This window comes from Gordonia sp. VNK21, assembly GCF_046098115.1.
Taxonomy (GTDB): Bacteria; Actinomycetota; Actinomycetes; order Mycobacteriales; family Mycobacteriaceae; genus Gordonia.
Genome location: NZ_JBJURU010000003.1, coordinates 170989 through 192399, shown reverse-complemented (window position 1 = coordinate 192399; position 21411 = coordinate 170989). Strand labels below are relative to the sequence as shown.

Here is a 21411-nt window from a genome sequence, read left to right as displayed (position 1 = left end):
GATTTTCGGCTAGGCAGATCTTTCGGCTAGGCAGATCCGCCTGTGAGACAAGGAGATCCCCACGTGCGTGTCCTGGTGACCGGCGGCGCCGGCTACATCGGCTCCCATACCGTCCTGCAGCTGCTCGGCGCCGGGCACTCGGTGGTGATCGCCGACGACTTCTCCAATGCCAAACCGTCGGTGATCGGACGGCTGGAAGAGCTTGCCGGAGTGTCGATTCCGGTGCACCGCGTGGATCTGAGCGACTATCCGGCCACGGCCGAGCTGATCGCCGCCGAACAGCAGGGCGAGGGCATCGATGCGGTGATCCACTTCGCCGGATTCAAGGCGGTCGGCGAGTCGGTGGACAAGCCGCTGGACTACTACCGGAACAATCTGGACACCACGCTGTCGGTGCTCGAGGCGATGCGGGCCGGCGGGGTGCGCACCTTCGTCTTCTCGTCGTCGGCCACCGTATACGGGGAGAACCCGGTGTGCGAACGCACCGAGGACATGCCGACCAGCGCCACCAACCCGTACGGCTGGACCAAGGTGATGATCGAGCAGATCCTGCGCGATCTGGCGGTGGCCGACGACTCCTGGCGGATCGGAGTGCTCCGCTACTTCAACCCGGTGGGCGCGCACCCGAGCGGACGGATCGGCGAGGACCCGAGCGGCTTCCCGAACAATCTGATGCCCTTCGTCACACAGGTGGCGGTGGGCCGCCGGCAGGAGCTCTCGGTGTTCGGCGACGACTACGACACCGTCGACGGCACGGGAGTGCGCGACTACATCCACGTCGAGGATCTGGCCGCAGGGCACATCGCCGCCCTCGAGCGGCTCGGCCAGATCGACGCCCCCTGGTCGGTGTGGAACCTGGGCACCGGTTCGGGGGTGTCGGTGCTGCAGATGGTGGCGGCCTTCGCCGCCGCGAGCGGCCGGGAGATCCCCTACCGGATCGCACCGCGCCGTCCCGGCGATCTGGCCGCCAATTGGGCCGATCCGGCCAAGGCCCACCGGGAGCTGGGCTGGCGGGCCACCCGCACCCTCGACGACATGTGCGCCGACTCGTGGCGCTGGCAGTCGCAGAACCCCGACGGCTACCCCGATTGAGGTCTGCCCGCCGATCCGCCTGAGCTCCCCGCCCCCGGTCAGGCGATGGTCAGGCGGCGGGGTCGCCGTCGAGCGTCACCGGCTGCTCGCGGCCGATCGTAGCGGTGGTGTGCGGTCCGGCGATCGAGCTGCGGTTCGCGAGCACCACGATCACCAGGCAGAGCAGGGCCACACCGGCGCCGACGTAGAGCATCATCGGATAGCTCGCCCCGGTCACTCCGGAGTCGATCGCGGCCATCACCGCCGGTGAGGCGAAGCCGATGTAGGTCAGGCCGTAGAAGACGGCGGTCAGACCGGCCAGATCGTTCGGCCCGGCCAGCCGCTGCACCTCGAGCAGCCCGGAGATCAGGGTCATGCCGTAGCCGCAGCCGAGCACCGTCGCGGCCACCAGCGCCATCGGGATGGTCGCGATGTCTGCGGCGATCGCGGCCAGGCACATGCCCAGCGCCACCAGCAGCATGGCGGTCACCATCGCCCGGACGCTGCCGGGCCGGTCGATCCGCTTGCCCAGAGACTGGACGAAGAATCCCGCGGTCAGGCCGAGCACGCAGCACAGACCGGCGAAGACGATCGGCCAGCTCGACGTGGACTCGGTGAGCAGTGCCGGGATGACGGCGTAGGCCACCGCACAGGTGCCGAAGACCCAGGGCGCGGTGGGGGCGACGACCAGCCAGAAGCGCGGCTTGCGCGCGGCGGGGATGGCGAGGTCGTCGCGCAGGCTGCGTGCACCGGGATCGGCGAACCGGGTCTCCGGGGTGCGCAGCAGCAGGACCAGGGACACCACCGCGAAGGCGATGTTGATCAGGTACGAGAGCTGCTCGGGCCACGGCGCCCACTGGGCGAGCACGCTGGCCACCCCGGCGCCGACGCCGAAACCGGCCGTCAGCGACAGCGCGGCGCGGCGGGCGCCGGCGGTCACCGAGGCCCTCTGCCGGTCGGAGAGCTCCTTGATCCAGGTCCCGCCGACGGCCATCGCCAGCCCCAGGGCCACTCCGCTGAGCACCCGGCCGAGGGCGAGCATGGTGACCGACTGCGGACCGGCGGCCAGCAGCACCGAACCGGCGGCGGCGATCACCGGCGAGGGCAGCATCAGCGGGCGGCGGCCGAAGCGGTCGGAGAGCGGACCGCCGATCAGCAGCGCCGGGACGATGCCGAGCACGTAGGTGAAGAGCAGGGTGTCGACCACGACGGCCGACAGATGCGAGGACTGCCGGTACATCACCAGCAGCGGGGTGAACTCGTTGCCGCCCCAGGCCGCGGTGAACACGGCCAGTGAGACGCCGGCCCAGCCGAATCCGGAAGCGGCCGACGCGGTTCCGGTGGTGGGGCCGGCGGTGGCGGGGGTTCTCCTGATCGTGGTCACCGGCGGACCTCCGGCTGAGCGTGGACGCCGGACAGGTGATCGAAGAGCAGCCGGTCGAACCGGTCGGTGTCGCCGGCGGCGATGGTCTCGATCAGTTCGGCGTGATCCGAGAGGATCCTGGCGACGAGTTCGCGGTCCCGGTCGACGACGGCGGCGGTCATCCGGCGATGCCGTTCGCCGAGTGAGGCGAAGAAGGCGTCGAGCAGTCCGTTGCCGCCGGCGGCGACGATCAGCCGGTGGAACTCGGCGTCGGCGCGGGCGAACTCGGCGTCGCCGGGATCGGCCGCGCGATGCCGTTCGAGGTTCTCCTTCAGCCGGGCGACGAGCGCCTCGGCCGAGCCGGGCACCTCGGTGAGCCCGCGCACCGCGTGCCCTTCGACGAGCAACCGGGCCTCGAGGACGTCGCGGGCCTCGCGCTCCCCCACCGGCACGATCAGTGCACCGCGTTTGGGGTAGAGGCGCATCCAGCCTTCGGCCGAGAGCCGCAGAAAGGCCTCCCGGACGGGGGTGCGGGAGACCTCGCACCGCTGGGCGATCTCACCCTCGCTGATGAGCTCGCCGCCGGGCAGATCGCAGCTCAGGATCAGTTCCTTGACCTCGTCGTACACCCGGTCCGCAGCTGAATACGTCTTAGACACAAGATGTATTCTAGAACCGCGGCGTCGTCCGGCCAACCCGGAAGAATCGGGCGATCGGCCCATGAACGGCCCCGTTTTGCCCTGACCAGCAGCCGCTCGGTACCATCGACAGCGCTGTCTGACGACAGCGACGCCGCCTTAGCTCAGTCGGCAGAGCGATTCACTCGTAATGAATAGGTCAGGAGTTCGATTCTCCTAGGCGGCTCCAGGCGCACGCGGGCCGTGACATCGTTTTTGACGATGTCACGGCCCGCAGTCGTCTCCACCCCCGACATCGTCGGCCGCCGTCACTTGACCACTATCCGAACATGTGTTCGGATGATGGCATGCGATGGGCTGACCAGGCGGCTGATGCCGACGACGGCAGCCTGCCCGGACTGAGCCGGGCGGGCCTGGTCAGGACCGTGCAGACACCCGAGTTCGAGGGCATCACCTTTCACGAGGTGCTCGCCCGCAGCGCTCTGAACAAGGTGCCCGACGGCTCCGGCCTGCCGTTCCGGTACACCGTCAACACCATGCGCGGCTGCAGCCACGCCTGCCGGTACTGCTTCGCCCGCCCCACCCACGAATACCTCGACCTGGGTCCCGGCGAGGACTTCGACTCCCAGCTGGTGGTCAAACTCAATGTGGCCGCCGTGCTGCGCCGGGAGCTGCGGCGCCGGTCGTGGCAGCGCGAGACCGTGGCGCTGGGCACCAACACCGATCCATATCAGCGCGCCGAGGGGCGCTACCGGCTGATGCCCGGGGTGATCCGGGCCCTGGCCGAATCGGGCACCGGCATGTCGATCCTCACCAAGGGCACCCTGCTGCGGCGTGATCTGCCGCTGCTGCGAGCCGCCCGCTCGTCGGTCGACGTCCAGGTCGGCGTCTCGCTGGCGATGCTCGACGACGACCTGCGCCGACAGCTCGATCCCGGTGCGCCGTCGCCGCGTGCGCGGCTCGAGCTGATCCGGGCGCTCGCCGAGGCCGGGCTGGCCCCGCACGTGATGATCGCGCCGGTCGTACCCCACCTGACCGACGACGAGGCCCAGCTCGACGCGCTGCTGCAGGCGCTCGCCGAGGCCGGCGCCGCCCGGGTCACCGCGATCCCACTGCACCTGCGCGGCTCGACCCGGGGCGTCTTCCTCGACTGGCTCGCCGAACACCATCCGGCCCTGCAGCGCCGCTACCGCCTGCTCTACAGCCGCGGCGCCTACGTCCACCCCGACTACTCGTCGCGGCTGCGCACACGGATGGCCCCACTGGTCGCCAGGCACGGCCTGAGCCGGCCGGCACCGGAACCCGAGCACGGAGTCGCGGTCCCCGCGGCCGCCGGCTCGCCCGCTCCCACCGCGGCGGCCACCGCGACGCAGCCGGCACTGACTCTGTTCTGAGCCGCCGCTGCCGGAGGACTCGGCGGTCCTGCTCACCGTCCGCCTCTGAGCTGCCTCTGACGAACAGGAGTGTCGAATCGACCCGGTATGTGCGGGTCGATTCGACACTCCTGCCGTTCGCGAAGCTCAGCTGTCGCGCTGGATCGCCTGCAACGAGTCCAGACCGCTGCGATAGGCCCAGCCGCCGATCTCCACCGCCAGCCGCAGTTCCGGCCAGGCGCAGTCGATGCGCCAGCCTGCGATCGGGAGCTGCTCGACCCAGCCGGTGATGCCTTCGGAGCGCAGCAGCTTCGCAAACAATCGTTCAGCGTACGACTCGGTGTCACCGGACCGGCCGGAGCCGGGCATCATGGTCGGCATGGATCTGCGCATCTTCACCGAACCCCAGCAGGGTGCCACCTACGACGATCTGCTCCGGGTGGCCCGAGCCACCGAAGACCTCGGCTTCGACGCCTTCTTCCGCTCCGACCACTACCTGGCGATGAACGTCGACGGCCGGCCCGGCCCCACCGATGCCTGGCTCACCCTGGCGGCCCTGGGCACCGCCACCGAGCGCATCCGGCTCGGCACGCTGGTCACCTCGGCCACCTTCCGCCATCCCGGACAGCTCGCCATCCAGGTGGCCCAGGCCGACCAGATGAGCGGCGGCCGGATCGAACTGGGGCTCGGCGCCGGCTGGTTCGCCGAGGAGCACGCCGCCTACGGCATCCCGTTCCCGGGCCTGCGCGAGCGCTTCGACCGGCTCGAGGAGACCTTCGACATCGTCACCGGGCTGTGGACCACGCCCGACGGCGAGAGCTTCGACTACACCGGCGAGCACTTCCGCATCGTCGACTCGCCCGCCCTGCCCAAACCGACGCAGCACCCGCACCCGCCGATCATCGTCGGTGGCAAGGGCCGCACCCGCACCCCGGCGATGGCCGCACGCTACGCCGACGAGTTCAACGTGCCCTTCGTCGGCCGCACCGAGGCCGCCGACCTCTATGAGCGAGTCGGCGACGCCTGCGAGACCGCGGGCCGCCGCCGCGACGATCTCATCTACTCCGCCGCCCTGGTGCTGTGCTGCGGACGCACCGAGGAGGAGTTCGTCCGCCGGGCCGCAGCCATCGGCCGCGAACCGGACGAGCTGCGGGCCAACGGCGCCGCCGGCACCGTCGACGAGGTGATCGCCGCCCTCGAGTCCTTCCGGGAGATCGGTGCCGGACGCATCTACCTGCAGACCCTCGACCTGACCGACCTCGACCAGCTCGCCCTGGTCGCCGAATCGGTCATGCCGGCGCTGGCCTGACCCCGGCCCGGTCAGCCGCAGGACGGCCTGTAGTCGAGTCCGGGTGCGTAGGCACTCCACTCGTCGCGGGTGATCCGGTCGCCGGGGCGGCGGCACATCTGCTCGATCAGCCCGTCCGGGTCGAGCGTCCAGCTCTTGATCTCGCCGAGCGCACCGGCGGCCAGCAGTGTGCTGTCGTCGGCGAAACGCACGTCGTAGACGATGCCCGGGTACGAGCGCAGCACCACGTCCTGGCGGGCCCGGCCGCCGTCGATGCGCCACACCCACACCTCGGAATTGCCGCCGCTGGCGGCCACCCGCCGCCCGTCCGGTGAGAAGCTCGCACTGTAGAGCTGGCCGGCAGGCCCGCTCATCTGCGCCACGGTCGACGGACGCTCGGGGTCGGAGACGTCCACCACCGCCACACTGCCGCCCTCGGAGGTCGCCACCAGCCGCCTCCCGTCCGCGGAGAAGCGCACGCTCATCGCAGTGCCGTTGCGGAAGGTCACCGGGTCGGGCAGCAGCCGCGGCCGCGCGGGATCGCTCAGGTCGGCCAGCCGGACCCGGCCCGAGGAGGTGGCGATCGCCGCGAGCCGGCCGTCCGGGCTGAGCGAGGTCCACCACACGCCGCTGCCCGCGTCGATCGTCGACACGGTGCGCGGAGCGCTCAGCCTTTCCGCATCGATCACCGCGACGGCGGACAGTTCGGTGCCGCCGGTCACGGCCAGCCCGGACGCCGGACTGTAGTCGACGGTCTCGTTCAGCTTCTCCTGCGCGGGCGCCTTCCCGACGATCCGCGGCCGGTCCGGGTCGGCGACGTCGATGAAGGAGACAGTGCCGCTGACCGAGCCGCTGACCGCTGTCGAGCCGTCCGGGGACAGCACCACCGCGCCGGAGAAGACGTCGCCGTCCGGCGGCGGCACCGGCGCCCCGACCCGGGTCAGTTCGGTGCCGTCCCGGCGCCACTGGGTGAGGGTGCCCTCATGGAGGGTGTCCGCGGCGATCACCCGCCGTCCGTCGGCGCTCGCCGGGATCTGGAACACCGACCGCGGACTGACCAGTGCGGGCTGGGTGAGGGACCAATCCAGCAGGTAGCCGTCGCCGAGGCCGATGACCACGTGATCGCCGACGAAGTCCACCGCCGCCGAGGTGGCGCTGACCGGCAGGATGCGCGGTGCGGCATCCGGATCGGTCAGGTCGAAGATCCGCACCGTGTTGTCCGAGGCCGCCCCGGCCGCGTAGCGGCCCTGTGCGTCCACAGCGGCGGCGACGACGTAGCTGTCGAAGCCGCCGAAGTCGTGGACCCGCCGCGGCGCCGTGGGATCGGAGACGTCGATCACTGCGAGCTGCCGGCTGCGCAGTCCGGCGAGCAGCCGGCTGCCGTCGGGGGTGTAGACCAGCGCATTGGCCAGCTGATTGCGCGGGCCGTCCAGCTCGATCGCCCCGGTCGCAGTGAGTGCCTCCGGCCCCACCCGCCAGAGTTGGACCTTGCTGAACTCGGTGCCCGAGACCAGGGTGCCTCCGTCCGGAGAGAAGGCCACCGCGCCGGCCAGATCACCGAGTGGGCCGTCGATGCGCACCGGTCGCCAGCCGTCGCCGGCGACGCGCCACACCTGCAGGCCCTCCTCCTCGCCGGTGGCCGCGACCAGCGTCCCGTCGGGGCTGACGGCCAGCGCGTTCACCTTGCCGCGAGCGCCCGGGAGTTCACCGCGCAGCACCGCGTTCGCCGGGTCCGCTATGTCCCAGACGGTGATCTTCCCGGTGCCGCTGAGCAGCATCTGGGTGGCGCCCGGCAGGACCGCCACCCCGCCCACCGAGCCCATCTCCGCTTCGACGGAGAAACTGCCCAGCGCGCGCCCGATGCCCTGATCCCCCACGGCGAACAACCGCACCGGCGCGGTGCCGCCGGCCGCGACCAGCAGCGGACCCGAACGGCTGAGCAGCTGGGGCGCACCGGGACCGACGAACCGGGTCGGCACCGGATTCGAGAGCATGTCCACCAGGGTCGACCGCGCGTCGACGGTGGGGGCCTGCTGGTACGCGACCATCGCCAGTTCGGCGGCCAGCGACGGGCTGCGCTCGGCGAGCTGGTTGGCCTGCACCGCCAGCTGTCGGCTGAGCGCCTCCCGACGGGCGTTCTCCGAGGCGTCGCGCTGATGAGCGACCGTGATCCCGGCGACCACCGCCGCGACCGCCGCCAGCACGGCCACCACCCCGAAGACCGTGGCCGCCACCGCGAACCGGCGCAGAGTGGCCGTGCGCGCCCGCTCCGCAGTCTCCTGCCGTTGCAGCCGGGCCCGGCCGGCGGTGAGGAAGTCCGCGCTGGTCCGGTCCAGTTCGTCCGGTCCTGCCTCGGCCAGTGGCCGGAACATCTCCAGCCGGGCCCGCCCGGGCAGCAGATCCTCCGGCCGGCCGTCGGCCTCCCACGGCTCGGCGAGGCTGCGCAGCCGTCGCTGCAGCAGCAGGCGCTCCCGGTCGCCGTCGATCCAGTCGGTCAACCGCGGCCAGGCGGTCAGCAGCGCCTCATGTGCCACCTCCACATGCGAGGCGGACACGGTCAGGAGCCGGGTGTCGGCGAACTCCCCGATCACCCGGCCCTTGGCCGACGACCAGAGCTCCGGATCGTCGGTGTCGAGTCCCAGATCGGCCAGCTTCACCCGGCGTCGGGTGACCGTCTCCTCGTCGACGTTGACCAGATCCAGCAGGATGCGCCGGGCCACCTGCTGCTCTTCGGCGCTGAACGCGGCATAGGCCTCTTCGGCGGTCACCTCCACCGCGCCGTCGATCCGGCCGGTCTTGACGTAGTCGGCGACCGTCAGCCGCCGGCCGTCGGAGACCTCCCAGGTGGCGCGCAAGGCGTGCGAGAGCAGCGGCAGCACACTGGCCGCCTGCTCGCGGCCGCCCGCCCCGGGGAGCGTGTCGTCGAGCAGCAGTTCCACCAGGTCGTCGTCGACGCTCACCCCCACCGCCTCGGCCGGCCGCACGATCACCTCGCGCAACTGCTCGGCGGTCATCTGCGGGACCACGATCTGCGCCTGCGCGTAATCCTCCGACCAGGCCGGGGAGGCGATGGCCAGCCCGTAGAAGTCGGCGCGCAGCACCCCGACCGGCACCAGCGTCCGGTCCTGCATCTCTGCCGTGACCCGGGCGCCGAAACGCTGCCGGACCGCCACCGAGTTGAGTGTCCACAGCTCCTCGAGCTGATCGGTGACGAGCAGGCAGGGCCGGCGGTCGTGGGCCGGATCCGGGAGTTCGGCCAGCGCCGTCTCGAGGGCGGCGAGTGCGTCGTCGCCCGGGACCAGCACCGCCGACGCCCAGCCGGCGAGCCGCCCGCCCGGTTCGGTGGCCGGCAGCAGTCCGGCCCGCACCAGGGAGGATTTGCCCACGCCCGACGGTCCGACCACCATCACCGATCGCGCCACCGGCTGCCGGTCGGCCGCCTCGGCCATCATCTGCGAGCCCTGCTCGATCACCAGGCTCACCAGCCGGTCGACGAGGGCGTCCCGGGCGAAGAACCGGTCCCGGTCCTGCGGACCGAAGGAGTCGAATCCACGGTAGGGAGCCTCGGGCCGGTTGCGGCGCCGTCCGCCGCGGCGGGTGGTCCGGCCCACCGCCTGCCACCAGCGGTCGCGGTCGGCGTCGCCGACCCCGCACACGGCCAGCACCCGGTCGAACATCTCCCGGCTGGCCCGGGTGGGAGCGTGCTGGCCGGCGAACCAGCCGGCCACGGTGCCCTGCAACGCGTCCGCCTCGGCGGCCACGTCACGGATGCTCAGCCCCTGGGCGAGCCTCAGTTCGGTCAGTGCGCGGCCGAGGTCCTCGCGGCTGTCGACGTCGTCGAGATGCATTCGACCGGCATCCTCTCTCTGGGACATTTGCGCTGGTCGGCGTATCGGAAACTGTATCGACTTTCCATTCCGGGCGGTTCTCACATGACCGCGCGGACCCGAGGTATCAGGCTGACTTCATCCACTTGTACGACAATCCTTCGCACTGAAGAGGTTCCGCCATGATCGACACCGCTCCCCGGCCCGTTCCCGACCACGTTTCTGCGTGGAGCCAGAACCGCCCCGAACTCTCCCCCCGGGAGGTGGAGGTGCTCATGGCGTGGCTGCGCGCCGAGTCCAAGGAGGACGCCGCGCGCGAGCTGTTCATCAGCGCGTCGACGGTGAGTACGCACATCGTCCGGATCCGCACCAAGTACGCCGCCGTCGGCCGTGCGGCGAGCAGCAAGTCGGCGCTCTTCGCGCGGGCCGTCCAGGACGGCTACACCAGTCTCGACGAGTGGTGACCGCGACCCGGCCGGCGGCGGTCAGCTCGCCGGCCGCTGGCGCAGTTCCCGGCCCAGGCGCACCATCATCGCGTCGAGGGCGAACTTCGGTTTGACGTTGGTGGCCAGTTCCTCGCGGCACACCAGCACCGCCTCGATGCAGCGCAGCATCCGCTCCGGGCCGGCATAGCGGCCCATCGGCGCGGCCAGATCGTCGGCGACGTCCGGATGCATCATGGTCACCGGCGCGGCCATCGACTGCGCCAGCGCGTCGCGGAACAGGGCCGCCAGGTCCACCAGCGCCCGGTCGAGCACGTCGCGGCTCATCCGCGTCTGCCGCGCCTTCTGCCGGGATTCGAGTTCTTTGATCGCCCCGGCGGTGCCGCGCGGGGGCCGGGCGGTGCCCTTGCCGGTGCCGCCGGCGCCGAGCGCGGTGAGCAGTTCCTGTTTCTCCGGCTCGTTCAGTTCGGCGGCCATGGCGGCGGCGGTTTCGGTGGCGGTGGCCAGCAGCCCCTGGGCGGCGGCGAAGGCCTCCGACTCCCGGGTGGCCGCACGCGCCAGCCGCAGCGCCTGCTCCCGCTGGTGCCGGGCGGTCTCGTCGACGGCCAGACGCCGCGCCCGGCCCACATGCCCGCCGGCCACGCCCGCCGCCCACCGGGCACGGTCCGCGTCGATCCCGTCCTGCTCGATCAGCACCCCGGCGATGGCGGCGGTGTCGGGAGCGGTGAGCGAGACGTGCCGGCAGCGCGACCGGATGGTCACCGAGACGTCCTCGGGGGCCACCGACGGCGCGCAGAGCAGGAACACGGTGCGCTCGGGTGGTTCCTCGACCGCCTTGAGCAGGGCGTTGGCCCCGCTCTCACTGAGCCTGTCGGCGTCTTCGACGATGACGATCTGCCAGCGGCCGGTGGTGGGGCGGCGGGCGGCGACCTGCAGGATGTCGCGGATCTGCTTGACCGAGATACTCAGCCCCTCCGGCACGATGTGCCGCACGTCGCCGTGGGTTCCGGCCATCACCGTCGTACAGGCCCGGCAGCGGCCGCAGCCGATCTCCTCGGGGTCGGTGCACTCGAGGGCGGCGGCGAAACAGGTGGCGGCCACCGAGCGACCGCTGCCGGGCGGCCCGGTGAACAGCCAGGCGTGGGTCATCGCCGACCCGGAGGGAACCGGGACCTCGTCGTCGCCGAACATCGACACCGCACCGGCGGCGGCTTCGTCGGACCGGGCGGCCACCGTGCGGGCCGCGGCAGCGGCGGCGATCAGGTCGTCGGCGAGTGCGCGCTGGCCGATCAGCCGGTCGAAGACATTTGTCACATCCCCCAGCCTAAGCCCCAGTTCAGACTTCTCCGCCACCCGCAAAACGTTTAACTCTTGCAAGCACCCCGGTACTTTGGATCTGTGGTGAGGAACCGCTCGCGGATGGCCAGGACAGTGCACACGATGCGCTGGCTTCTGCATACGCCGTGGCCGATCCTCGCGCTGGACATGCTGCGGGCCAACCTGATCGGCGCGCTCTTCACGGCCGCTTTTCTGCGGTTCGGCATGCCGCAGTCGGATGCGATCGCGCTCAATCAGATCAACCTCGACGTCCAGGCGGCGTTCCTGGCCTATCTGGTGCTGGCGATCATCATGGGGGGCTGGGCCTCGATCCGGCTGACCCTGCCGGTGCTGATCTGGCATAGACGGCGCTCGCGGCCCGACGACAAGGCCGCCCGCAAACGCGCTCTGCAGCTGCCGACCCTGCTCACCGTCGTCAACCTGAGCCTGTGGACGATCGGCGGGGTTCTGCTGTCGTTGCTGGCCCTGCAGAACTCCGACCGTGAGGCGGTGATCGTGGCGATCGCCAGCGCCGTGGGCGCGGTGGTCACCGCGGTGCTCGGCTTCATGCAGGCCGAGAAGGTGCTGCGGCCGATCACCGTCACGGCGATGGCCAACGACCCGGCGACCGCGTCGGCGCCGAGTGTGACCACCCGGATCGGGGTCTTCTGGGCGGTCTCGGTGGCGGTCCCGATGCTGGTCATCATCCTGCTGATCAGCCTCCAGCGGACCCACTTCATCCAGGCGACGCCCGAGGAGCTGCAGCGGCCGATCCTCTGGATGGCGGTGGCCGCGATCATCTTCGGGCTACTCGCCTTCGTCCGGCTGGTCCGCTCGATCACCGATCCGATCAAGCAGATGCGGATGGCGCTGAGCCAGGTGCGGGCCGGCAATCTGAATGTGGCGGTGAAGGTCTTCGACGGCAACGATCTGGGGCTGTTGCAGGCCGGCTTCAACGAGATGGTCGACGATCTGCGCGAGCGGCAGGAACTGCGGAACCTGTTCGGCCGCTATGTGGGTGAGGACGTCGCGCGCCGGGCCATCGAGACCGGCACCGAGCTCGGCGGCGAGGAACGCTACGTGGGTGTGCTCTTCGTCGACATCGTCGGCTCCACCCGGCTGGCGGTGAGCCGCCCGCCGCGCGAGATCGTCGGTCTGCTCAACGACTTCTTCCAGATCGTGGTCGAGGTGGTCGGCCGGCACAACGGCTTCGTCAACAAGTTCCAGGGCGATGCGGCACTGGCCATCTTCGGCGCCCCGCTCGACAGCGAGGACTTCGCCGGCGATGCGCTCGCGGCGGCCCGCGAACTGCGGGTGGAGCTTGCCCGCCGGCTCGGTGACGTCGACATGGGGATCGGCGTCTCGGCCGGCAAGGCCGTCGCCGGTCACATCGGAGCCCAGCAGCGCCTCGAGTACACGGTGATCGGCGACCCGGTGAACGAGGCCGCCCGGCTCACCGAACTGGCCAAGGACGAACAGTCCCGGGTCCTCGGTTCGGCTCGGGCGGTGTTCCTGGCCGGCGATGACGAGGCCGATCACTGGCTGGTCGGCGAGGGCGTGGAACTGCGTGGCCGCGGCATCGAGACGCTGCTGGCCCGGCCGATCCTCGACGATCCGGTGCCGCCGCCCGATCCGCACGCGCTGCTGCACACGCTCGACGACGATCCCGCCGGCTGAACCGGCCACGCGGCCGGTCCGGTCAGTCCGCGGTCTTCTTGGCCGCCGTCTTCTTGGCCGCAGTCTTCTTGGCGGTGGTCTTCTTGGCCGCCGTCTTTTTCGCCGCGGTCTTCGTGGCGGTGGTCTTCGTGGCCGCCGTCTTCTTCGCGGTCGTCTTCTTCGCCGCCGTCTTCTTGGCGGCCGTCTTCTTCGCGGCAGTCTTCTTGGCGGCGCGCTTCTTGGTCGGCCCCTTGGCGCGGCGATCGGCGAGCAGTTCCATCGCCCGCTCCGGGGTGATGGTGGCCACCTCATCGCCCTTGCGCAGGCTGGCGTTGGTCTCGCCGTCGGTCACATACGGACCGAAACGCCCGTCCTTGATGACCATCGGCGCACCGCTGGCCTCGTCGTTGCCCAGCTCGCGCAGCGGCGGTGCCGCCGCGGCCCGGCCGCGCCGCTTGGGCTCGGCGTAGAGCTTGAGGGCCTCGTCGAGGGTGACCGTGAAGAGCTGCTCCTCGGTGGCCAGCGACCGCGAGTCGCTGCCCTTCTTCAGGTACGGGCCGTAGCGCCCGTTCTGGGCGGTGATCTCCTCGCCGGAGGTGGGATCGGTGCCCACCACCCGCGGCAGAGAGAGCAGTTTAAGCGCATCGTCGAGGGTGACGGTGGCGATGTCCATCGAGCGCAGCAGCGAACCGGTGCGCGGCTTGGGGCCCTTCTTCGCCGCCGCCTTCCGGGCGGCGGCCTTCTTGGCCGGCGCCTTCTTGGCGGTCGCGACACCGCCGGCGGCCGGCAGGTCGTCGAGCGGCACCACCTGATCACCGGTGCCGCCGGCGGCGGCACCGCCCTCCGGGTCGCGCGGGGTGGGACCGGCCGGGATGGTCGGCACCGGACTGGCCGGGCCGTCGCCCTCGTCGTCGTCCTCGGACGGCAGGATCTCGGTCACGTACGGGCCGAAGCGCCCCTCCTTGACGACGATCTGGTGGCCGGTCACCGGGTCGTTGCCCAGCACGCGCCCCTCCTGCGGAGTGGCGAAGAGCTTCTCGGCCACCTCCAGGGTCAACTCGTCCGGGGTCATGTCGGCGGGCAGGTTGGCGCGCTGCAGGTCCGGTTCGGCGTCGGGTGCGGCCACATTCCGTTCCAGGTACGGGCCGAAGCGGCCCACCCGGACGAACACGGGACGGCCCTCGGAGTCGTCGAAGAGCCGGATCGAGTTCACCTGGCGGGCGTCGATGCCTTCGAGGTTCACGCCGACGAGCTTCTTGAGGCCGCCGACCCGGGCGATCGCGCCGGCGGCGTCGTCACCGGCGTCGGAGCCGTCGCCGCCGAAGTAGAACTCGCTGAGCCAGCGGGTGCGGTCGGCGTGACCGGAGGCGATCTGGTCCAGGTCGTCTTCCAGCGAGGCGGTGAAGTCGTAGTCGACCAGCGATTCGAAGTGGCCTTCGAGGAGTCCGACGACGGCGAAGGCCACCCACGACGGGACCAGGGCGTTGCCCTTCTTCACCACGTAACCGCGGTCCTGGATGGTGCCGATGATCGACGCATAGGTCGACGGCCGGCCGATGCCGAGCTCTTCGAGCACCTTGACCAGCGAGGCCTCGGTGAAGCGGGCCGGCGGATTGGTGCTGTGCCCGTCGGCGACGAGCTCGCGGGCGGTGAGCGCCTGCCCCTGCACCAGATTCGGCAGCCGGTTCTCGGCATCGTCGGCCTGCCCGCCGGCCTGATCGTCGACGGTTTCGACGTAGGCGGACAGGAAGCCCGGGAAGGTGATGGTGCGGCCGGACGAGGCGAAGACCACCTGCTCGCCGGTGGTGGCGGTGCCGCCGATCCGCAGGCTCATGGTGGTGCCCTTGGCGTCGGCCATCTGGGAGGCGACGGTGCGCTGCCAGATCAGTTCGTAGAGCCGGAACTCGTCGGTGTCGAGGGCCGAGGCCACCTGGCCGGGGGTGCGGAAGCTGTCGCCGGCCGGGCGGATCGCCTCGTGCGCCTCCTGCGCGTTCTTCACCTTGCGGGTGTACTGGCGCGGGGTGGGGTGCACGTAGTCGGCGCCGTAGAGGTCCCGGGCCTGGGAGCGGGCCGCGGAGATGGCCGACTCGCTCAGTGTGGTCGAGTCGGTTCGCATGTAGGTGATGTAGCCGTTCTCATAGAGCCGCTGCGCGATGCGCATGGTGCGGTCCGACGAGAAGCGCAGCTTGCGGCCGGCCTCCTGCTGGAGGGTCGAGGTCATGAACGGCGCGTACGGGCGGCGGGTGTACGGCTTCTCCTCGACGGAGGTCACCGAGAGAGCGGCCCCTTCGAGGGCGGCGGCCAGGGCCGAGGCCTGCTCGCGGCCCAGGACCAGCACGCCGTCGGTCTTGCGGAGTCTGCCGTCCGGGCCGAAGTCGCGACCGGTGGCCACCCGGTCGTCGTTCACCGAGACCAGGCGTGATCCGAAGGTGCGCGGGCTGGCGTCGGCGCCGGCGTCGAGCGTGGCGGCCAGATCCCAGTAGTCGGCGGAGACGAAGGCCATCCGCTCGCGTTCACGTTCGACGATGATGCGGGTGGCGACGGACTGGACGCGGCCGGCCGAGAGCTTCGGCATGACCTTCTTCCACAGCACCGGGGAGACCTCGTAGCCGTAGAGCCGGTCCAGGATGCGGCGGGTCTCCTGGGCGTCGACCATGTCGATGTCCAGTTCACGGGGGTTTTCTGCGGCGGCCCGGATGGCCGATTCGGTGATCTCGTGGAAGACCATCCGCTTGACCGGGATCTTGGGCTTGAGGGTCTCGAGCAGATGCCAGGCGATGGCCTCTCCCTCGCGGTCACCGTCCGTGGCCAGGTAGAGCTCGTCGACGTCCTTCATCAGGGCCTTGAGCTCGGAGACGGTGGACTTCTTGTCCGCGGAGATCACGTAGAGGGGCTCGAAGCCCTCGTCGACGTTCACACCGAGCCGGGCCCACGGCTGTCCCTTGTATTTGGCGGGCACGTCGGCGGCGCCGCGCGGCAGGTCGCGGATGTGCCCGCGAGAGGATTCCACGATGTAGTTGGCGCCGAGGTAGCCCGCGATCTTGCGTGCTTTGGTCGGTGACTCGACGATGACGAGACGCCGCACGGCGGGGGAATCGGTGTCGGTGGCGGCCACTGGTGCCCTTCGGATAGATTTCGCTGCTCGTTGCCCGTACGTAGTACTGCTTGCTGCCTGTACGTAAGTACTTCTCGTTGCCGTTGTACCTTATGTAACGCTGCTTCTGCACATCGGTGTTCGAATTCATTCGATACGACTAGGGGCATAGGTCCCTATGCATCCCACCTGCATCGTTAGCCTGCCCCGGCGCGCGATGACCGGGTTCGGATCTCGCCGTGTCGCCGGCGGCCGGACCCTAGTCCGGGGTCGGCCAGGCGGCGGCCGCGTCCAGTCCGGCCGGCGGCTCGCCGACGGTCTCGACCAGCCGGGTCCGACGTTTGCGGCCGGTGATGCGCAGCGCCGGATTGGCCCCGCGCACCCCCACCAGCGTGGGGGCGATCCCCACCCGCATGAGTGCGGTCGACAGCGGCGCATGGGTGTCCGGGGCGCTCGGGTCCAGACCCAGCTGATAGTGCACGCCGTCGGGTGCGCCGGCGGCGATGACCCACAGCCGCAGCGCCCGCGGGCTGGGCAGCCAGCCCTCGGGCACCGACTTGACCGCACCCGACGACCACTGCCGGTGCAGCGCCGTGAGCCGCGGGGTCACTTCGCTGCGGGCGATCGGGGTGCCTTCCTCGGAGACCGTGTCCTCGGCGGCCAGCCCGGTGCGCAGGATCTCGGCGCAGATCGCGGTGGCGCGCCACGCGGCGGGCACCACCACCGAGACGCGGGCGCCGGTCGCGGTGTGCACCGACTGGCCTTGGGCGGCAAGCAGTCCAGCCAGGTCCGCGATCGCAGGGTCCTCCGTCTCCGCGGAGAACAACGACAGCTGGCTCATCTGTAGAACCTTACGACGCCGCACGGCTCGGCGCGTCCGGCGACACAGCCTCCCCGGGGAGGTCTCGACGCTTCTATATCGGCGTCACGCCTGTTTAGACGGTGCGCATCGAGACCCGGCGCAGCATCGGCGGGGGCCTCGATACACCGCCCTCGTACCTCAGGCGGCACGCGGCCACCAACAAAGGCACACCCGCCCATGGTCGGCCCTCGTACCTCAGGCGGCACGCGGCCACCAACAAAGGCACACCCGCTCATGGTGGGTGTATCGAGGCCTTCCTGCGGCGGCATCCGACGCACGTAGAATCGCGTCGGCGAACGAACAGGCGGCAGGGCAGATGGATTCCGGACAACGCAGCTACGGCAGCGAGCTCCTCGAGCGGACGCTCGCCGGTACCGATGCCGACGAGCCGAGTCCGCTCACCCACCTGTCGGTGATTCCCAGCCGGGCCGCGACATTCGCGTCGTGGCCGCAGTGGGCGCATCCCGAGGTGGTCCAGGCCTTCACCGACCTGGGAATCAGTCAGCCGTGGCAGCACCAGGTGACCGCCGCCGAGCACGCCGCCGCCGGCCGGCACGTGAGTATCTGCACCGGCACCGCGTCCGGCAAATCCCTCGCCTACCAGCTGCCGATCCTCACCCGATTCGCCGAAGACCCTGCCGCGACCGCACTGTACCTGTCCCCCACCAAGGCGCTCGGCACCGATCAGCTGCGGTCGGTGAGCCGCACCATCGCCGGCCGGACTGTGTTCTCCCATCTGCAGCCGTGCATGTACGACGGCGACACCGACAGCGAGCTGCGGCAGTGGGCCCGCATGCATTCGCGATGGATCTTCACCAACCCGGACATGCTGCACGTGGGGATTCTGAGCGGGCACCAGCGGTGGCGGCAGTTCTTCGCCCGGCTGCGCTTCGTCGTCGTCGACGAATGCCACCACTATCGCGGGGTGTTCGGCTCGCACACTGCGCTGGTTCTGCGCCGGATGCTGCGCATCGCGCGGTCGTACGGGGCCGATCCGGTGGTCATCGGCGCCAGCGCCACCGTCGCCAATCCGGCGCAGTCGCTGGCCCGGCTGATCGGCGACGAGGTGGTCGCGGTGACCGAGGACGCGTCCCCGCACGGGGAGCGCACCGTCGCGATGTGGGAGCCGGGTTTCAGTCCGGCGGTCACCGGTGAGAACGATGCACCGGTACGGCGCTCGGCCGGAGTCGAATCCGCCCGGTTGCTGGCCGATTTCGTCGTCGAAGGCGCCCGCACGCTGTGCTTCCAGCGCAGCCGTCGCGGGGTGGAGGTGACCGCGGTGCGGGCCCGGGAGCTGCTCTCCGAGAGCGCCCCGGACCTGACCGGCCGGGTGGCGGCCTACCGCGCGGGATATCTGGCCGACGATCGGCGCCGGCTCGAACGCGCCCTGGCCGACGGCGAGCTGCTCGGGGTGGCCACTACCAATGCGCTCGAACTCGGCGTGGACATCAGTGGACTGGATGCGGTGATCGTCGGCGGCTACCCCGGGACGGTCGCCTCGTTCTGGCAGCAGGCCGGGCGCGCGGGGCGGCGCGGCGAGGGTTCGCTGGTGGTGATGGTGGCCCGCGACGATCCGCTCGACACCTACCTGGTGCACCATCCGGAGGCTCTGCTCGAGCGCCCGGTAGAGGCCACCGTCACCGATCCGGCCAATCCGTACGTGCTGGGTCCGCATCTGCTGTGTGCGGCCACCGAGGCTCCGCTCACCGCGGCCGATGTGGCGGCCTTCGACGCCGCGGACCTGGTGGCGGCGCTCACCGCGGAGGGAAAGCTCAAGCGCCGCAAGGCCGGCTGGTATCCGGCGCCGGGCCTGGATCCGCACGGTCAGATCGACATCCGCGGCGGGATCGGCGGGCAGGTGCTGATCGTGGACACCACCACCTCCCGGTTGCTGGGCACCGTCGACGGCACCCGCGCCAAGACCTCGGTGTTCCCCGGGGCGGTCTACTTGCACCAGGGCGAGTCGTTCGTGATCGATCAGCTCGACCTCGACGATCAGCTGGCGCTGGCCCATCCGGAGGATCCGGACTGGACCACCTCCCCGCGCGAGGTGAGCGAGGTACTGATCACCCAGACCCTCGCTCAGCGCCGGCACGGACCGCTCACCGTGGCCCTGGCCCGGGTCCAGGTGACCAGCCAGGTGGTGGGCTACCTGCGCAAGGCCTTCTCCGGCGAGATCCTCGATGCGGTGCCGTTGGATCTGCCTGAGGACCAGCTCGACACTCGCGCGGTGATGTACACCCTCACTCCGGATGCGCTGATCGCGGCGGGCGTCGAGGAGGAGGGTTTCCCGGGCGCCCTGCACGCCGCCGAGCACGCGGCGATCGGCATGCTGGGCCTGGTGGCCACCTGCGACCGCTGGGACATCGGCGGCCTGTCGACCGATCTGCATCCGGGCACCGGTCTGCCGACGGTCTTCGTCTACGACGGTTTCGCCGGCGGGGCCGGCTTCGCCGATCGGGGATTCGAGGCCTTCGGCGACTGGATCAGCGCCACCGCCGACGCCGTCGAGTCCTGCGGCTGCCGCGACGGCTGTCCGTCGTGCGTACAGAGCCCCAAGTGCGGCAACGGAAACGAGCCCCTGGACAAGGCCGGGGCGATCACCGTGCTGCGGTTGATCGAGCGACTCTCGGGATCGACCTCCGGCTGACCGAGTCCGGTCGCGACTCAGGTTCGCGCTTGCAGGGTCGCCGACTCTGCCGCGATCGTCCGCCACGTTTCACCCCCACCGCAACCTACGTGATGTATCTTACGGCTTGTAAGTTGCTTGATCTGAGTCACACCCACTGATCGCCTGCGAACGCGAACCACCGAGGAGGGTCGATGACGCCGACCACCGCTCTGAGCGACACCGCCGGACGCAGCGGTCTGCAGGCCCCGAACGCCGGGCGGGTTCTGACTCTGCTGGCCGCGGTCAACACGATCAACTTCTATGACCGCGCGCTGCCGGCCATCCTGATCGAGCCGGTCAAGGACGAGTTCGGACTCAGCGACACCCAGGTCGGCGTGGTCAGTGCGTCGTTCATCGTCGTCTACGCCGTCGCCGGGATCTGGCTCGGCCGCCTCGCCGACACCCATCGCCGGCAGGTCATCATGGGCGTCGGATTGATCATCTGGAGCCTGTTCACCGCACTGAGCGCCGGTGTCTGGAGTTTCACCTCGCTGCTGCTCGTCCGGTTCGGCGTGGGAATCGGCGAGTCCGCGTACGGTCCGGCCGCCAATTCGCTGATCGCCGACCTGTATCCCGCGGCCAAACGCTCCCGCGCGGTGGCGGTACTGCAGTTCGGCATCCCGCTCGGCACCATCCTGGCCTTCGTCACCACCGGCGCGATCATGGATGCCTTCGGCACCTGGCGTGCCCCGTTCCTGGTGGCCGCGATCCCCGGCCTGATCCTGGCCCTGTTCCTGCTCCGCATCAGAGAACCCGAGCGCGGTGCCGCCGACACCGCCGAGATGGCGGCCGCCGAGCAGTCGGCCGACGACGATCCGCGCAGCGCCTGGCGCCGGGTGCTGTCGGTGCCGACCATGCGCTGGCTGGTGCTGAGCGGCGTCGGCGTGCAGGTGGCGGCGTACGGGCTGACCACATTCGTCGTGCCGCTGCTGCAGCGCTACTACGACCTCGAGCTGACCACCGCCGCGCTCTACTCCGGGATCATCGTCGGCGCGGCCGCACTGCTCGGCCTGGTGGTCGGCGGCATCGTCTCCGACCGGATGAGCCGCCGGTCGGCCTCCGGCAGGATCCTCGTCGGCGCCGTCAGCCTGCTGATCTCGGTCCCGCTGGCCTACGCCGGCTTCACCCTGCGGCCGGATCAGCTCGCCCTGTTCGTGGTCCTACTCTCGGCGGTGTCGTTCCTGCAGTACTTCTTCCACACGTCGGCCCTGCCCGCCGTCGCCGACGTGAATCCGGCCCGGCTCCGCGCCTCGGCGGTCGCCATCTTCTTCGCCGCGTTCTACCTGCTCGGCGGCGCCCTGGGGCCGGTCCTGACCGGCATGCTCTCGGACGCACTCGAGGCCTCCGGTCACGGAGTGAACGCCGACGCCTACGGTCTGCATCGCGCCCTGCTGTTCGTCCTCCCGGCCGCCCTGCTGATCGCCGCGCTCGGACTGTTCGGTGCCGCGCGCACCGTCGACCGCGACCGGGCACGGATCTCCGCCCGCGCCGAGTGAGCCACCGCCCCGATCCCCCACCGACGAAGGAGAGAGCCGCGATGCCGAGCCTGCGCCATGCCGCGAGCACCCGCTACATCGCCCTGCGCCTGCGGAGCCCCTACCCGGGGAGCGACGACGCCCGCATCGTGTATCTGCACGGCGGCGCGTACGTCCGCGACCTCACCCCGGCGCACTGGAAGTTCCTGGCCGGCATCGGCGACCGGCACGGCGTGGAGGTGATCGTCCCGCAGTATCCACTGGCCCCGGAGGCCCGTGTCGCCTCGCAGCACCTGGACCGCCTCGTCGCGACGGCGCTGACATGAGGACCCG

15 protein-coding genes and 1 tRNA gene are annotated in these 21411 nt (G+C 70.7%); 9 read left to right on the top strand and 7 right to left on the bottom strand.

Annotation, left to right across the window (positions count from 1 at the left end; genetic code table 11):
- Positions 1–63 precede the first annotated feature (63 nt).
- Entirely contained in the window at positions 64–1092 is a 1029-nt protein-coding gene (gene galE / locus ACJMNC_RS05475) for a UDP-glucose 4-epimerase GalE (protein ID WP_408946930.1), read from the top strand.
- 49 nt (positions 1093–1141) lie between these two features.
- Here the strand turns inward: galE and ACJMNC_RS05470 are convergent, their stop codons facing one another.
- Complete coding sequence (locus ACJMNC_RS05470; protein WP_408946989.1) at positions 1142–2446, bottom strand: MFS transporter; 1305 nt, start codon at positions 2444–2446, stop codon at positions 1142–1144.
- A 5-nt stretch (positions 2447–2451) separates the two neighbouring features.
- Complete coding sequence (locus ACJMNC_RS05465; RefSeq protein WP_408946929.1) at positions 2452–3093, bottom strand: GntR family transcriptional regulator; 642 nt, start codon at positions 3091–3093, stop codon at positions 2452–2454.
- 132 nt (positions 3094–3225) lie between these two features.
- On the opposite strand from ACJMNC_RS05465, the gene ACJMNC_RS05460 reads away from it, so the two are divergent.
- Together ACJMNC_RS05460 and ACJMNC_RS05455 are read left to right on the top strand one after the other, a co-directional pair.
- A tRNA-Thr gene (locus ACJMNC_RS05460) sits at positions 3226–3301 on the top strand.
- 118 nt (positions 3302–3419) lie between these two features.
- Positions 3420–4466 (top strand): Rv2578c family radical SAM protein, encoded by a 1047-nt coding sequence (locus ACJMNC_RS05455; RefSeq protein WP_408946928.1) that lies wholly within the window; start codon positions 3420–3422, stop codon positions 4464–4466.
- Positions 4467–4592: 126 nt separating this feature from the next.
- Here the strand turns inward: ACJMNC_RS05455 and ACJMNC_RS05450 are convergent, their stop codons facing one another.
- The gene (locus tag ACJMNC_RS05450) at positions 4593–4826 is read right to left on the bottom strand and encodes a hypothetical protein (RefSeq protein WP_408946927.1); all 234 of its coding nucleotides are present in this window, start codon (positions 4824–4826) and stop codon (positions 4593–4595) included.
- Here ACJMNC_RS05450 and ACJMNC_RS05445 point away from each other — a divergent pair.
- Positions 4825–5754, top strand: a complete 930-nt coding sequence (locus ACJMNC_RS05445) for an LLM class F420-dependent oxidoreductase (protein WP_408946926.1) — start codon at positions 4825–4827, stop codon at positions 5752–5754. The genes ACJMNC_RS05450 and ACJMNC_RS05445 overlap by 2 nt on opposite strands.
- 11 nt (positions 5755–5765) lie before the next feature.
- On the opposite strand, the gene ACJMNC_RS05440 is transcribed toward ACJMNC_RS05445, so the two are convergent.
- Positions 5766–9581, bottom strand: a complete 3816-nt coding sequence (locus ACJMNC_RS05440; RefSeq protein WP_408946925.1) for a helix-turn-helix domain-containing protein — start codon at positions 9579–9581, stop codon at positions 5766–5768.
- Between the two features lie 161 nt (positions 9582–9742).
- On the opposite strand from ACJMNC_RS05440, the gene ACJMNC_RS05435 reads away from it, so the two are divergent.
- The gene (locus tag ACJMNC_RS05435) at positions 9743–10024 is read left to right on the top strand and encodes a response regulator transcription factor (RefSeq protein ID WP_408946924.1); all 282 of its coding nucleotides are present in this window, start codon (positions 9743–9745) and stop codon (positions 10022–10024) included.
- Between the two features lie 21 nt (positions 10025–10045).
- On the opposite strand, the gene ACJMNC_RS05430 is transcribed toward ACJMNC_RS05435, so the two are convergent.
- On the bottom strand, positions 10046–11317 hold the full coding sequence (locus tag ACJMNC_RS05430) for a DNA polymerase III subunit delta' (protein WP_408946923.1): 1272 nt from the start codon (positions 11315–11317) through the stop codon (positions 10046–10048).
- Between the two features lie 105 nt (positions 11318–11422).
- On the opposite strand from ACJMNC_RS05430, the gene ACJMNC_RS05425 reads away from it, so the two are divergent.
- Positions 11423–12997, top strand: a complete 1575-nt coding sequence (locus ACJMNC_RS05425; RefSeq protein ID WP_408946922.1) for an adenylate/guanylate cyclase domain-containing protein — start codon at positions 11423–11425, stop codon at positions 12995–12997.
- Positions 12998–13019: 22 nt separating this feature from the next.
- Here ACJMNC_RS05425 and topA read toward each other — a convergent pair whose 3' ends face one another.
- Both topA and ACJMNC_RS05415 read right to left on the bottom strand, forming a co-directional pair.
- On the bottom strand, positions 13020–16091 hold the full coding sequence (gene topA, locus ACJMNC_RS05420; RefSeq protein ID WP_408946921.1) for a type I DNA topoisomerase: 3072 nt from the start codon (positions 16089–16091) through the stop codon (positions 13020–13022).
- 238 nt (positions 16092–16329) lie between these two features.
- The gene (locus ACJMNC_RS05415) at positions 16330–16911 is read right to left on the bottom strand and encodes a hypothetical protein (RefSeq protein WP_408946920.1); all 582 of its coding nucleotides are present in this window, start codon (positions 16909–16911) and stop codon (positions 16330–16332) included.
- Positions 16912–17248: 337 nt separating this feature from the next.
- Here ACJMNC_RS05415 and ACJMNC_RS05410 point away from each other — a divergent pair, with 337 nt between their 5' ends.
- The 3 genes from ACJMNC_RS05410 to ACJMNC_RS05400 all read left to right on the top strand — a co-directional run bounded on the left by ACJMNC_RS05410 (position 17249) and on the right by ACJMNC_RS05400 (position 21404).
- Entirely contained in the window at positions 17249–19582 is a 2334-nt protein-coding gene (locus ACJMNC_RS05410) for a DEAD/DEAH box helicase (protein WP_408946919.1), read from the top strand.
- A 173-nt stretch (positions 19583–19755) separates the two neighbouring features.
- Complete coding sequence (locus tag ACJMNC_RS05405) at positions 19756–21099, top strand: spinster family MFS transporter (RefSeq protein WP_408946918.1); 1344 nt, start codon at positions 19756–19758, stop codon at positions 21097–21099.
- A 41-nt stretch (positions 21100–21140) separates the two neighbouring features.
- Positions 21141–21404: an alpha/beta hydrolase fold domain-containing protein gene (locus ACJMNC_RS05400; protein ID WP_408946917.1), complete on the top strand. Its 264-nt coding sequence runs from the start codon at positions 21141–21143 to the stop codon at positions 21402–21404.
- Positions 21405–21411: the final 7 nt, after the last annotated feature.

Coding starts and splice junctions, on each gene's coding strand:
- ACJMNC_RS05410 (WP_408946919.1), top strand. CDS start 17,249: ATGGATTCCGGACAACGCAGCTACGGCAGCGAGCTCCTCGAGCGGACG.
- ACJMNC_RS05425 (WP_408946922.1), top strand. CDS start 11,423: ATGGCCAGGACAGTGCACACGATGCGCTGGCTTCTGCATACGCCGTGG.
- ACJMNC_RS05445 (WP_408946926.1), top strand. CDS start 4,825: ATGGATCTGCGCATCTTCACCGAACCCCAGCAGGGTGCCACCTACGAC.
- ACJMNC_RS05435 (WP_408946924.1), top strand. CDS start 9,743: ATGATCGACACCGCTCCCCGGCCCGTTCCCGACCACGTTTCTGCGTGG.
- ACJMNC_RS05400 (WP_408946917.1), top strand. CDS start 21,141: ATGCCGAGCCTGCGCCATGCCGCGAGCACCCGCTACATCGCCCTGCGC.
- ACJMNC_RS05455 (WP_408946928.1), top strand. CDS start 3,420: ATGCGATGGGCTGACCAGGCGGCTGATGCCGACGACGGCAGCCTGCCC.
- ACJMNC_RS05440 (WP_408946925.1), bottom strand. CDS start 9,581: ATGCATCTCGACGACGTCGACAGCCGCGAGGACCTCGGCCGCGCACTG.
- ACJMNC_RS05450 (WP_408946927.1), bottom strand. CDS start 4,826: ATGCCGACCATGATGCCCGGCTCCGGCCGGTCCGGTGACACCGAGTCG.
- ACJMNC_RS05415 (WP_408946920.1), bottom strand. CDS start 16,911: ATGAGCCAGCTGTCGTTGTTCTCCGCGGAGACGGAGGACCCTGCGATC.
- ACJMNC_RS05405 (WP_408946918.1), top strand. CDS start 19,756: ATGACGCCGACCACCGCTCTGAGCGACACCGCCGGACGCAGCGGTCTG.